The following is a 13,506-nucleotide window of genomic DNA, read 5'->3' as shown; positions in this document are numbered from 1 at the left end:
AGGCCTCCGGAAAATGCTGGACTTCCCGTTTTGGCGTTGGGCAATCCGTGGCTCGGCGCGAGGCCATTCTACGCGGAGCGGGCCATGAAAATTGCTACGGCGTCATTGTTGCTGGCAATCGCGCTCCAATTGGAGGCGGCCGTGGGAATTTTGGTTGCTGCTACCCATACATTCACTGAATTCATTCTACCCACCCCTGCCAGCCATCCATCCGCAATTACGCTTGGGCCAGACGGTGCGCTGTGGTTCACCGAGGCCGGGGGCAAGATCGGGCGGATCACGACCGAGGGGAGGATCACGGAGCTTCCGATTAAGCGCGACGGGATCTTGCATTCCATCACAACAGGACCAGACGGCGCGTTGTGGTTCACTGAATTCACGTCAAAGAAGATCGGGCGCATTCCAACAATCGCCACGCCTGAGAACCCCCTACTGACCGAATTCACGGTCCCTGAGTCGGCTACACCGCTGGGCATCACGACCGGGCCAGATGGCGCCTTGTGGTTCACCGAAAAGGCTGGAGGCAAAATCGGGCGGATCACCACGACCGGCGAGGTCACCGAATTCACGATCCCCGCGGCCAAGTGTGGAGAGATCACGACTGGACCAGACGGCGCCCTGTGGTTCACATTCTTTCGTGGCAAAATCGGACGGATTACGACCGCGGGTGAGGTCACCGAATTCCCAATTCCCCCGGCGAATAGTAGCCCCGGCGGTATCACGACTGGGCCAGATGGCGCGCTGTGGTTCACCGAATCGGTCGGTGGCAAAATTGAGCGAATTACCACCGATGGCAAGCTAACCGAATTCGATCTTCCCAATCCCAATGCTCAGCCGTGGGGCATTACGACGGGGCCAGATGGCGCCTTGTGGTTTACCGAAGCCAGTTGCGTTCGCCAGCCAGGTCCGCGCTGCGTCCTTGGCAACAAAGTCGGACGGATAACGACCACCGGTTTAGTCACCGAATTCCCGATCCCGTCGGACGGTAGCGGACCGCACAGCATCACCGCTGGGCCGGACGGCGCACTGTGGTTCACTGAGTATTATGGGAACAGGGTCGGGCGCTTGGTGCTTCCTTGATCGTCAACGCGTGATGGCGCTTTCGTGATCCGCGCCTTCCACGGCGCATTGACGTCCACCGTTAGCGGAAGGCACCGAAGTGAGTTGCCGAGGGCAAAGGCATCCTTGGGGACCGTGTGACTCGAAATCGATCTTACAGCCCCCATTGAAGTGCTATTTCGGACGTCAATTTCGAGTTAGGGCTCAGCCACGCACGCGCCGTGCCAGTCCGAGCCCACGGGCTCTACGACACGGCGGTGGGCCGCTTGGCTTGGACCTTGGCGCCCTCGGCCAGATCGACGGATGGATTGAGGATGACCTGGTCGCCACGTTTGACACCGCTGTCGACTTCAACCTCCGAACCGAAGTCGCGCAGCACGCCGATCTTCCGCAGGTGCACGACGCCGTTTTCGACCACGGCGACCTGCATGCCGCCCGAATTGAAGATCACTGCGTCCGCGGAGATCCGGTAGCTCGGCGTCTTGCGCGGAATGTGCAGTTCCACGGTGCAGTAGATTCCCGACGCAAGCGCGGCGTCTGGGTTCGGGATGTCGACTTCGGTGAGAAGTGTCCTCGAGCCTGGCTGGAGGGCGTCGGCGATTCGCGTGACGGTTCCAGGAAAGGTCCGGTCCGGGATCTCGGGCACGCGCACCACCGCGGCGATGCCGGGCTTCAGGCCGAATGCGGCGTCCTGCGGCACGAACACCTGCGTGCGGATCACATTGCCCTGCTGGAGGGTGAACATGAACGTGCCTGAGGTGGCATCGGCCTGCACCAGGCTGCCGACGTCGATGTTGCGCTGGGTGATGACGCCGTCGAACGGGGCCACGACGCGCTGATACAGCTTCTGTTGGCGGAGCACCTGCAACTGCGCCTCCTCCGCCTTGACGTTGGCTTGCGCCACCGACACGGCGGCCTCCTGGGCCTTGAGCGTCTGCTGGTCGATCGTGCCTTGCTGGGCCGTGAGCCAGCCCTTCTCGACCAGCGGCCGATCGCGATCCCAGGTGACCCTGGCGAGAACCTGGTTCGCCTGCGCCTGCTGGAGCGCCGAATTGAGCTGGGCGAGCGTCGCTTCGGCCTGGGCGATCTGGTGATCGAGCTCGGGGGCAACGATTTCGGCGAGCAACTGCCCTGCCTTGACGTGGTCACCGATATCGACCGCGCGTGTGCCGATATAGCCGCTCGCGCGCGCGAAGATGTTCGCACTGGCGAAGGCAGAGGTTGTCGCCGGCAGCTTCACGACGTCGATATTGTCGCTGGGCTCCACAGTCTCAACGCGGACCTGCGGGACGAAGTCGCGTGCCTGCTCCGCGGTCGCGAGCACCTGGCGGCGCTCTGCATAGTGGCTCCATACGCCAAATGCGAGCGCCGTGCCGGCGACCAGCACCAGGCTGAAGCCGGCGAGGCGCCCTCCCCGACGCTGCCTGCGCGGCGGCGCGACCGTCTCCTTGTCCCGATCCGTCTCCGTCACGCGCTCAACGTCAAATCGTCCGTTGAAGTTCATTCCAGCACCTCGTCAAATACCCCGTGATGTGTCATGCCGTCGTTGCCCTTGCGAAGCATGGCGAACAGGTAGGGCACGACCAGCAGTGTCGTCGGCGTCGCGAACAAGAGCCCGCCGATGACGGCGCGTGCCAGTGCGGCGTTCTGCTCCTCGCCGGCCGCGCCGATCGCCATCGGGATCATGCCGACGATCATGGCAGCCGCGGTCATCAGCACCGGCCGGATTCTCGTGTGGCCGGCTTCGATGGCGGCTTCGAAGGCGGTCTTGCCTGCGAGCTGCTGCTCGCGTGCAAAGGTCACGAGCAGGATCGAGTTCGCGGAGGCGACGCCCACCGCCATGATCGCGCCCATCAGCGACGGCACGTTGAGCGTGGTGCCGGTGATGAACAGCATGGTCAGGATGCCGCAAAGCGTCGCCGGCAGCGCCAGAATGACGACGAAGGGATCGCCGAAATTCTGGTAGTTCACGACCATCAACAGGTAGACGAGGACGGCCGCGAACAGCAGGCCGACACCGAGGTTGATGAACGAGCTGTTCATGCTCTGGATTTGGCCGATGACCTGAATGGTGTTGCCGGGTTTGAGCTGCTTCTGCAGGTCGGCCGTGATCGCGCTGATCCGGCTCGCCACGCTGCCGAGATCGCGGCCCTGGACACTGGCGTAGACTTCGTAGACCGGCTGCACATTGGCCTGATTGGCGTTGGTCGGAATCGAGGTGCGCTTGAACGTGGTGACGTTGCTGAGCAGGCCGGGAATTGGCGTCTCGGTCTGCGCCGATGCCAGCGAGGTCGACACCGGCGTATTGGCGAGATCGTTCAGCGAGCTGATCTGCCGCTCCGGCGTCTGCACCGCAAAATAATAGGGAATTCCCGAGGTCGGGTCGGTCCAGAAGTTCGGCGTGACCTGCTCCGAGGAGCTCAGGCTGACATTGACGTTGGTCGCGATCGTATTGGCATTGAGCCCGAGCTGCGCCGCGCGGGCGCGGTCGATATCGGCGTAGAAGGCCGGCGCGTTCACCTCCTGCTGCAGATGGGCGTCGGCGATCCCCGGGATCGCGGCGATGCGCCGACGCAGCTCGTTGGCGACCTTCAGATTGTTCTCCTTGTCGTAACCGACGGTTCGCACGTCGATCTGGGCCGGCAGCCCGAAATTGAGGATCTGGGTAACGATGTCGGCGGCCTGGAAGTAGAAGGTGTCCTCCGGAAATGCAGCCGGTAGCACCTCGCGCAGTTTGCGCACATAGTCGGCCGTGGGCCGATGGCCCTCCTTCAGCGAAACCAGGATCACGCCGTCATTGACGCCGATGGTCGAGCCGTCGCTGAACGCCAGATTGTAGGCGCGTGCCGGCAGGCCGATATTGTCGACGATCAATGCACGGTCCTTGTCCGGAATGACCTCCCGGATCTTGTCCTCGACCTGCTGGAAGATCTTTTCCGTACGCTCGATACGACTTCCTGCCGGCGCGCGAACGTGAAGCTGGATCTGTCCGCCGTCGATCACCGGGAAGAAATCCCGGCCGACGAAGGGGAACAGCACGATGCCGAGCCCCAGCACGGCGACCATCCCGGCCGGAATGATGAATCGATGCTCGATCAATCCGGTCAGCGAGCGCGAATAGGCGTGGCGCATCACCTCGAAACTCCGCTCGAATGCCGCATGGAATCGCGCGAACAGGCCGCGCGGCGCAGCGCCGGTGAGACCATGGTGCTCGCCCTTGAGCAGAAGACCGATGATGATCGGCGTCAGCGTCCGTGACAGGCCGTAGGAGGCCAGCATCGCGAAGACCACGGCAAGGCCGAGCGGCGTGAACAGATACTTGGCCGGCCCGTCGAGGAAGACGACGGACGTGAAGACGCAGCTGATGGCGAGCGTGGACACCAATGTCGGCACGGCGATGCCGGCCGCGCCATGCAGGGTGGCCTGCGGCAGGGAGAACCCCTCCTCCGTCAGCAGACGATGGGTGTTTTCGATCGTGACCGTGGAATCGTCGACGAGGATGCCCACCGCCAGCGCGAGCCCGCCCAGCGTCATCGTGTTCAGGGATTCGCCGAGGAAGTAGAGCACGATCAGCGAGGTCAGGATCGACAGCGGGATCGAGATCATGACCACGACCGTCGATCGCCATGATCCCAGGAACAGGAGGATCATCAGCGCGGTCAGTCCGGCCGCGATCGCGCCCTCGCGCAGCACGCCCTCCACCGACTGTTTGACGAATACCGACTGGTCGAACAGTTCGTTGATCTGCATGCCCGGGGGCGCGGCCGCGCGGGCGGTTTGCAGAGCCTTGTGGACCGCGTTGACCACGCTGACCGTCGAGGCGTTGCCGTTCTTGATGATGCTGAGCAGCACCGAGCGCCGCCCGTTCTGGCGCACCACGTTCTGCTGCACCAGCCAGCCATCGTGAACCTGTCCGACGTCCTTGACGAAAATGGTGGCGCCGTTCACCACCTTGATCGGGATGTTGTTGAGATCGTCGATAGAGCGCGGCGTCGCGTTGGTCCGGACGACATATTGCTTGTCGCCCATTTTCGCCGTGCCGGCCGGCAGCGTCAGGTTCTGGGCGTTGACCGCGTTCACGACGTCGAGCGGCGTCAGCCCCTTGGCGACCAGCTTGGCGGGATCGATATCGACCATGATCTGCCGGTATTTGCCGCCCGAAGGCGTCGGCAGCGTGATGCCCGGGATCGGCGCCAGCTGCTGACGGATGCGGTAGATGCCGTAGTCATAGAGCTGCTGCTCGCTCAGCGTGTCGGAGCTCAGGCTGATTTGCAGCACGGGCACGCTCGAGGCGTTGAACTGCACGACGATCGGCGGCTGGATGCCGGGCGGCATCAGCGCGCGGATTGCGTTGGTAGCGGAGACGATCTGCGAAATGGCAAGGTCGAGGTTGACGTCGGGCTGGAAGTAGATTTTCTGTACCGACAGGCCGGCCATCGTCTGTGCTTCGATGTTCCTGATGCCGTTGACGTTTGAGCTGATCGAGTACTGGCTGTACGTGGTTACGCGCTGCTCCATTTCCGGCGTGCTGAGGCCGGTATAGCTCCAGATCACGGTCACGACCGGAATGTCGATTTCCGGGAAAATGTCGGTGGGCATCGCGAATATGGTGACGCCGCCCAGAAACAGGATCAGCGCAGCGACCACATAGAACGTATGGGGAAATCGCAAAGCAAAACGAACGATACCCATTCGGACACTCCTCGCCCCGCGGCGGCCGCTTGCGGTCTCCGCGGCATTCAGACCAGCAGTAACGCGTTGCGCGCGGACTACCGCCGCGCGGCCCTGCCTCCTGCGCTTCCTGGATGTTTTTTGGTTCGAGGGTCGACGAAACCCGATCGGAAAACCCTGGTCGCGTTCCCGGCTTCGCGCGGCCAGTGTTACGGTCGAAAGGAGATTTAGAGATCGCAAGTCAGAAGTGAATGCCGGCTACGGCATTGGGTCGTGCGATTTGACCAAAAATCGGTGAGCACCCACGCGCGGAAACTCAAGATCATGCGAGCGCCGCGGCCGTGCGCTCTCGTTGATGGCGCCATATCATTTCGACACTGGTCAAAATTGTGCCTTCCGCCCAAAATGCGGCGCCTCGACGAAGCAATGCAATGAAGATTACCGTACGGTAACAATGGGAGGTTCGTCATGCAGGAGAACGTCGCCCGTCCGCCCCAGTCCCGCCCCATTCCCTTCGATGCCGCCAAGCTCGATCGCCTGATGGAGGCCGCCGGCCTCGATGTCCTGGTCGCGACCTCCAAGCACAATGTGCAGTACCTGCTCGGCGCCGAGCGTGCGATCTTCTTCGACTACATGGATGCGATGGGTGTCAGCCGTTATTTGCCCGTCCTGGTCTACCCCAAAGGCGCGCCCGAGAAGGCCGTCTATGTCGGCCACCGGCTGGAAACCCATCAGCGCGCCGTGGCGCCGCCCTGGGTGCCACAGGTCCGGACCGAGTCCAACGGATCAGTCGACGCCGTCACGCGGGCCGTAGGCCTGATCCGGGACGCAGGCGTGCCGATGAAGCGGGTCGGGGTCGAGATGGCGTTCCTTCCCATGGATGCGGGCCGGGCGCTTGCCGACGCCCTGCCCGGCGCCGAGCTCAAGGACGCGCTGCTGGTGCTGGAGCGGCTACGCGCGGTCAAATCGCCGGACGAGCTTGCCAAGCTCAAGACGGCCTCGGTGCTCGTCATCGCATCCATGCTGGAGGTGATTGCGCAGCACGGCCCGGGCACGACCAAGCAGCAATTGTCGGACGGCTTGCGCATCGCCGAGGCCAATCGCGGGCTCACCTTTGAGTACTGCCTGCTCGCCTGCGGCAATAGTCACAATCGGGCACCGTCATCGCAGCGCTGGGAGCAAGGCGATGTGTTGTCGCTGGACTCCGGCGGCAACTATCACGGCTACATCGGCGACCTCGCACGCATGGCCGTGCTGGGCGATCCCGACGCCGAGCTCAGGGATTATCTGGCCGAGATCGAAGCGGTCCAGCGCGCGGCCTTTGCCGTGGTCCGGCCCGGCGCCCTGGGCGGCGATATCTACGCCGCGGCCGAGCGGCAGCTCGCCCAGATCAGCCAGCGCGGCTGCACTGACTTCCTGGCCCACGGCATGGGTCTGGTCAGCCACGAGGCCCCTCGCCTGACCGCCACGGGCCCGGTTCCCTATGACGATGTCGACGCCCGCTTGCCGCTCGAACCCGGCATGGTGGTGTCGATCGAGACGACGATGAAGCATCCCACACGCGGCTTTATCAAGCTGGAGGACACGGTCGCCGTGACGCCGATCGGCTACGAGATCTTTGGCGAGGGCGGCCGAGGCTGGAATCTTGGCGGCAGCGCGCTTTGACGCCGCAGCTCGGCTAACGCCGGCCGCCGACCTCGTCGATCCGGCGCAGCATGTCGGCGGGATCGTCATAGACTCGGAAGGCGCCGGATTGCCGGAGCTCGTCCGGCCCGTAGCCGCCGCTCAGCAGGCCGACGCCGAGAGCGCGGCAGCGGACGGCCGCCATCATGTCCCAGACGCTGTCTCCGACGACCACCGCCGTCTCGATTGGCGCGTTCAGCCGCGCCGCCGCGGCGAGAAACAGGTCGGGATCGGGTTTCGCGTATTTGACCTGGTCGCGGGTCACCACGGGCGTGCGCTGCGGATCGACACCGAGCGAAGCCAGATTGACGGCCGCGGTCTCCATGCGCCCGCTGGTCGCGATCGCCCATGGAATTTTCGCGTCCGATAACCATCGCAGCAATTCGCGCGCGCCTGGCAGCGGCCGGATCTGGCTGGCCTGCTGCTGGTACGACGCTGCGTGCGCCCGGCGCAGCCGGTCGATGCGTTCTTCGCTTATATCGACCCCGATCTCGCGCAGGAGCTGGTTGGTGAACAGCCCGCCGCTCATGCCGATCTTGCGATGAATGCGCCAGACCGAAAGCTCGATGCCTTCGGAATCGAGTGCGTGTTTCCAGGCCAGCACGTGTTGATAGACGCTATCGACTAGCGTGCCGTCGAGGTCAAACAGAAAGACCGGCTCGATGCGCATGCGATATCTCCGTCGCCAAGCGTCGCGGACCGAGGGGTCCTCGACTCGCTGGCCTGACACTTGGCCTACGATCAACAGAGCCCTTGGTTCCCTCTCGATCCGGCTAAGGCATCACCAGGCGGCGATGTAAGTCCCCTTGAAACGCTTCTCCAGAAACTCCTTCACGGGATCGGAGTGGTAGACCTCGATCAGCTGCTTAACCCAGGGCTTGTCCTTATCCTCCTCGCGGACGGCGAGGATGTTGACCCAGTGGCCGTCGGCGTTCTCACGCGCGATCGCGTCGACTGCCGGATTGAGGCCGGCCTGCACCGCGTAATTATTGTTGATCGAGACGAGGTCGACGTCCTGGAGCGCGCGGGGCAGCTGGGCGGCGTCGAGCTCGACGAAGCGCAGCTTCTTGGGGTTGTCGGTGATGTCGGCGATCGTCGAGGTGACGTCGTTGGGATCCCTCAGCTTGATGACGCCATGGAGCGCCAGGATCATCAGGCCGCGCGCGCCGTTCGAGGGATCGTTGGCGATTGCGACGCGGGCGCCTTCGGGAAGGTCGGTGAGCTTCTTGTATTTCAGCGAGTAGACGCCCTGCGGCGAGCCGATCGTGGTCGCGACCTTGACGATCTTCCAACCGGTCTTGGCGATCTGGTTCTTCAGGTACGGCTCGTGCTGGAACGAGTTCGCCTCCAGGTCTTTCAGCGCCAGTACCTGGTTCGGGATCACATAGTCGGTGAACTCGACCACCTTGATGTCGAGGCCGCGCTCGGCGCCGACCTTTTTCACGACGTCCATGATCTCGGCGTGGGGGCCCGCGGTCACCCCGACCCGGATCGTTTCGCCCCTGGCATGGCCCGCCAGCAGAAGCGCGGCAGCCGCGATCGTCACGAGAAAACGCATCAATGTCTCCGATATCAGAAAGCTTGTGTCAGCGATGCCGCAGCCGGCGGTTGACCCGGCGCGCCAGATAGTCGCCTGCGCTCTGGACGAGCTGCACCAGCGCGATCAGCACCACGACGACGGCAAGCATCATCTCCGGCATGAAGCGCTGGTAGCCGTAGCGGATGCCGAGATCGCCGAGCCCGCCGCCGCCGACCGCGCCGACCATGGCGGAGTAGCCGAGCAGGCTCACGACCGCGAGCGTCAGCGCCAGCAGCAGCCCCGGCAGCGCCTCGGGGATCAGCACCTTGAACACGATCTGGAGCGGCGAAGCGCCGAACGAGGACGCGGTCTCGATCAGCCCGGCATCGACCTCGCGGATCGCGGCTTCGACGAGGCGCGCGATGAACGGTGTCGACGCGATGGTCAGCGGCACGATCGCGGCCGTCGACCCGATCGAAGTGCCGGCCACGAGCCGCGTGAACGGGATGATGGCGACGACCAGGATGATGAAGGGCGTCGAGCGCGTCGCATTGACGACGATGCCAAGCATGGCATTGACGGCGGGTGCCGCGAACAGCTCCCCTTTCCGGCTGGTTGCGAGGAAAACACCGATCGGCAGGCCGAAGGCGGTGCCGAGCAGCGCTGCGATCGAGACCATGAACAGGCTTTCGCCGGTGGCCTGGATGATCAGGTTGATGAGTTCAGGCGACATAGCCGAGCCGCTCCGCGGAAATCTGATGCTGAGAGAGAAAAGCGAGCGCCCTCGTCGCGGCGCTCTCGCCGCCGGGAATGCCCAGGGTCAGCGAGCCGACGTGCTGGCCGCCGATTTCGTCGATGCGCGCCGACAGCAGCGACACATCGAGACCGAGCTCGCGCGCGAGCCGCGCGACCAGCGTATTGCCGGCGCCCGCGCCGCGCACCTGGACGCGGATGACCGCGTGCCCGCTCGCAAGCGGTTCCTGCACAAGCCGGCTCGCCAGCGACACCGGCAGGCTGTCGCCGATCACCTCGGCCAGGAAGGACTGCGTGATCGGATGCTTGGGATGGGTGAAGATGTCGGCGACATGGCCCTTCTCGACGACGCGGCCGCTGTCGAGCACGACCACTTCCTTTGCGAGCTGGCGGACGACCGACATTTCGTGGGTAATCAGCACGATCGTCACCCCAAGCTCGCGGTTGATGTTCGCAAGCAGATCGAGGATCGCGCGCGTGGTCTGCGGATCGAGCGCCGAGGTCGCCTCGTCCGACAGAAGCACGCTCGGCCGCGTCGCGAGCGCCCGCGCAATGCCGACCCGCTGCTTCTGGCCGCCGGACAGCTCTGACGGATAGCGGTCGTGCTTGTCGGCGATTCCGACCAGCGCGAGCAGCTCGGCCACGCGCCCCCGGATCTCGGCTTTGGGCCAGCCCGCGATCTCCAGCGGCAGCGCAATGTTGGCGGCCGCCGTCCGTGACGACAGCAGGTTGAAGTGCTGGAAGATCATGCCGATCGAGCGCTGCGCCAGCCGCAGCTCATGGCCCGCCAGCGCGGAGATATCGCGGCCGTCGACGATGACGCGCCCCGTGGTCGGTTTCTCCAGCCCGTTGATCAGGCGAACCAGGCTCGACTTTCCTGCGCCGGAGCGGCCGATCACGCCCGTGATCGACCCGCGCGGAATGGCGAAGTCGATGCCCTGCAGCGCATTGACGCCGGGCTTGCCGCGATAGGCCGGATAGACCTTTGAAATGTCCTCGAACCGGACCATCGGATCCGGCTCGGCCGCGGCGGGCGAAATCGCCTCACGAGACTCGATCGGCCGTCCGACCGCCAGTGATTGGTGTGCGTTCATCTCATTCACAACAGATCGCCCGCTCGCACATCACTCGGCGCGCGAGGGCAAGTCGCTTCAAGCGACGGGGAAACATTAGGGGCGCGCGGTTCCATGGGAAGCGCGCTGCACTGCAGCACGCACCATCGCGCGTTCGCGGCCGCCTTGCAATTTCGGATATTTGCTGGGAGGTGGAGAAAGCTTTCCCTATGCCTCCCCACGGAAGAAAATTCATCTGCGCTGGCGGCGCAGCCCCACCCCCTACCGGACCGCCTGCAGCCAGGGCAGCACGATCAGCAACAGCCCGGCGAAATAGAGCAGTCCGAAGATCAGGCCAAAGCCCCAGAACTGGCCCTTCCCGATATAGCCGCTGCCGAAATACATCGGCGCGGGTCCCGTCGCATAGGGCGAGATCACGCCCATGAGGCCAAGCGAATACATGCAGAGCATGGCAAGGGTAGCGACAGGCAGCTCGGCGATGCCTGATCCGACCGCGAGCACCACCGGCAGCACGGCCGCCGCATGCGAGGTGATGCTCGAAAAGAAATAATGGATCCAGAAGAACAGCGCGACCAGCAGGATCATCGCGGTTGCCGGCGACAGCCCGGCAAGAGGCTTGGCGTATTCGTTGGCGAACCATTTGATGAAGCCGATCTCGTTGAGGCCCGAGGCCAGCGTCAACAGCGACGTGAAGTAGAAGAACACCTCCCAGGCGCTCTTCTCGCCGACGATGTCGGCGAACTCGATCACTCCCGTAACCAGCATCAGCGAGATCACGATGAACACGACGGTGGTGGCGTTGACGAAGTTGGAGCCGAGCACAGGCAAGTGGATGTCCGGGCTGGAGCCCGCGATCCACAGGAACATCGCGAGTACGATCAGGCCTAACATGATCCACTCGTTGCGCGACATCGGCCCTATCGTCGCGAGTTCCTTCGCCGCCCATTCGGAGATCTCCGGGCTGCGCCTCACCTCCGGCCGGCACACGAGGTAGCTGAGCAGCGGGACCAGCAGCATCAGGATGATGCCGAGCGGCGCGAAGCCGATGAACCACTGGGCCCAGCTTATCTCGACCCCGACCGTCTTCTTGGCGATTGCGAGCGCCGCCGCATTGGGTGCGAGCGCGGTGAAGAACAGCGAGCTCGTGACCGCGGTCGCGGCAAAGGCCGTCCACATCACATAGGTGCCGATCTTGCCGGCGGTCGGTCCGGGCTCCGAGCCATAGATGCGCGGGATGTTGCTGATGATGGGATAGACGATGCCGCCGCTGCGCGCGGTGTTGGACGGTGTCGCCGGCGCCAGCAGGAAGTCCGACATGGCCACCGCATAACCGAGTCCGAGCGTGTTGCGGCCGAGGCGTTGCACCAGCACCAACGCGATGCGCCGGCCGAGTGCGCTCTTGCGGTAGCCGATCGAGAACACGAAGGCGCCGACGATCAGCCACACCGTGCTCTCGGCAAAGCCCGCCAGCATCCAGCGCAGTGACTTGTTGGGATCGGCATCGATATAGCCGCCGACGCCCGCGACCGTGAGCCCGATCAGGCCGACCGCACCGACCGGCATCGATTCCAGGATGAGACCGGTGATGACGGCGGCAAAAACTGCAAAATAGTGCCACTGATTGACGTTCAGTCCCGGAGGCACGGGCCACAGATAGATCGCAAGCCACACCACGAGCGGCGCGATCAACTTCCAGCGAAATCCTTTCGCCTCGGACGCCTGCGAACTGGCGGTCATGGGCCCTCCCCTCAATTTTCGTCGCATTTTGCCGGCCCGTTGCCCGAGCCGATTTTGTCCCCGCGCGGCGTATACGGACTGTCCGCGACGCGATCAATGGCCTGGAATTGAGTTCTACCGTCCCTTGAAGCGCGGCTTGCGGCGCACCAGGAACGCCTCGACGCCCTCCTTGTGGTCCTCCGTGAGGCTTGCGAGCGCGAACTGGTCGACGTCCATGTGGCTTGCGAGATCGTCCAGCGCATGCGCGAGCCGGTTGACGGTGAGTTTTGTCATGGCGACCGAGAGCGGCGGCTGCGCGGCGACCTTCCAGGCGAGGTCCATGGCGGCATCGAATGCCTTGCCGGGATCGACCACCTGCTCCACCAGGTGCCATTCATAGGCCTCGTCCGCCGAGATACGCTGGTCGGCCAGGATCACCGCCTGCTTGGTGCGGGCCGGCCCGATCAGGTGCAGCATGCGCGGGATGCTCTGCCAGCTCATGTTCATTCCGAGCCCGATCTCGGGCACGCGCAGATGCGCGTCGCTCCCCATGACGCGGAAGTCGAGCGCCACGGCAAGCGCCACGCCGCCGCCGATGCAAAAGCCTTCGATGGCCGCAATCGTGATCTGCTCCATTTCCTGCCAGGCATGGGTCAGGCGCGGCCCGAGCTTGAGATGCCGGCGCAGCGCGCCGAGATCCATGTCCTTGCGCGAACGCCCCTCGGCATCCTTCAGGTCGAAGCCGGCGCTGAACGCATCTGCGCCTCCCGTCAGCACCACGACGGAGGTCGCGGCATCATCCTCGAAACTGCGCGCGGCCGCGGTGAGCTGGCGCAGTGCCTCCGGCGACAGCGCGTTGATGCCGTCGCCGCGGTCGAACCGCACCACCGCGATTCGTCCCTCGGGCCCAAGGCCCTTCTCGATCTTCACGAAGTCCGGCATAGGCAACTCCAAAGCAATTTCTGGCCGATGCTAACCCACAAACGGCGTCACGAATACGTGGCCGGATTGCGCTGCAACGAAAGCTCGACA

General features: G+C 64.2%; 10 protein-coding genes. 2 read left to right on the top strand and 8 right to left on the bottom strand.

Annotated features, from left to right (window positions below):
* The first annotated feature begins 84 nt into the window (after positions 1–84).
* Entirely contained in the window at positions 85–1,080 is a 996-nt protein-coding gene (locus AYJ54_RS28330; protein WP_201724269.1) for a Vgb family protein, read from the top strand.
* A gap of 223 nt (positions 1,081–1,303) precedes the next feature.
* Here AYJ54_RS28330 and AYJ54_RS28325 read toward each other — a convergent pair whose 3' ends face one another.
* Both AYJ54_RS28325 and AYJ54_RS28320 read right to left on the bottom strand, forming a co-directional pair.
* Positions 1,304–2,563: an efflux RND transporter periplasmic adaptor subunit gene (locus AYJ54_RS28325; RefSeq protein WP_063704105.1), complete on the bottom strand. Its 1,260-nt coding sequence runs from the start codon at positions 2,561–2,563 to the stop codon at positions 1,304–1,306.
* A complete protein-coding gene (locus AYJ54_RS28320) occupies positions 2,560–5,751 on the bottom strand; it encodes an efflux RND transporter permease subunit (RefSeq protein WP_063704103.1) in 3,192 nt (1,063 codons plus the stop codon). Before AYJ54_RS28320 ends, AYJ54_RS28325 begins: the two co-directional genes overlap by 4 nt.
* 447 nt (positions 5,752–6,198) lie before the next feature.
* On the opposite strand from AYJ54_RS28320, the gene AYJ54_RS28315 reads away from it, so the two are divergent.
* Positions 6,199–7,395, top strand: a complete 1,197-nt coding sequence (locus AYJ54_RS28315) for a M24 family metallopeptidase (protein WP_063704101.1) — start codon at positions 6,199–6,201, stop codon at positions 7,393–7,395.
* 13 nt (positions 7,396–7,408) lie between these two features.
* On the opposite strand, the gene AYJ54_RS28310 is transcribed toward AYJ54_RS28315, so the two are convergent.
* The 6 genes from AYJ54_RS28310 to AYJ54_RS28285 form a co-directional block, all read right to left on the bottom strand.
* Positions 7,409–8,083 carry an HAD family hydrolase gene (locus AYJ54_RS28310; RefSeq protein ID WP_063704099.1) on the bottom strand — a complete coding sequence of 225 codons (675 nt, stop codon included), beginning with the start codon at positions 8,081–8,083 and terminating at the stop codon, positions 7,409–7,411.
* 111 nt (positions 8,084–8,194) lie between these two features.
* On the bottom strand, positions 8,195–8,971 hold the full coding sequence (locus tag AYJ54_RS28305; protein WP_063704097.1) for a MetQ/NlpA family ABC transporter substrate-binding protein: 777 nt from the start codon (positions 8,969–8,971) through the stop codon (positions 8,195–8,197).
* A gap of 28 nt (positions 8,972–8,999) precedes the next feature.
* Positions 9,000–9,665, bottom strand: coding sequence for a methionine ABC transporter permease (locus AYJ54_RS28300; protein ID WP_063704095.1), 666 nt, complete (start codon positions 9,663–9,665; stop codon positions 9,000–9,002).
* Entirely contained in the window at positions 9,655–10,779 is a 1,125-nt protein-coding gene (locus AYJ54_RS28295; RefSeq protein WP_063704093.1) for a methionine ABC transporter ATP-binding protein, read from the bottom strand. Before AYJ54_RS28295 ends, AYJ54_RS28300 begins: the two co-directional genes overlap by 11 nt.
* A 240-nt stretch (positions 10,780–11,019) precedes the next feature.
* Positions 11,020–12,495 (bottom strand): DASS family sodium-coupled anion symporter, encoded by a 1,476-nt coding sequence (locus AYJ54_RS28290; protein ID WP_063704091.1) that lies wholly within the window; start codon positions 12,493–12,495, stop codon positions 11,020–11,022.
* A gap of 114 nt (positions 12,496–12,609) precedes the next feature.
* A complete protein-coding gene (locus AYJ54_RS28285) occupies positions 12,610–13,416 on the bottom strand; it encodes an enoyl-CoA hydratase/isomerase family protein (protein WP_063704089.1) in 807 nt (268 codons plus the stop codon).
* Positions 13,417–13,506 lie beyond the last annotated feature (90 nt).

Origin of the sequence: Bradyrhizobium centrolobii, from assembly GCF_001641635.1 — a bacterium.
Classification (GTDB): Bacteria; Pseudomonadota; Alphaproteobacteria; order Rhizobiales; family Xanthobacteraceae; genus Bradyrhizobium; species Bradyrhizobium centrolobii.
Note: the sequence above shows the minus strand (reverse complement) of the source record. Positions and strands in the feature narration are given on the sequence as shown.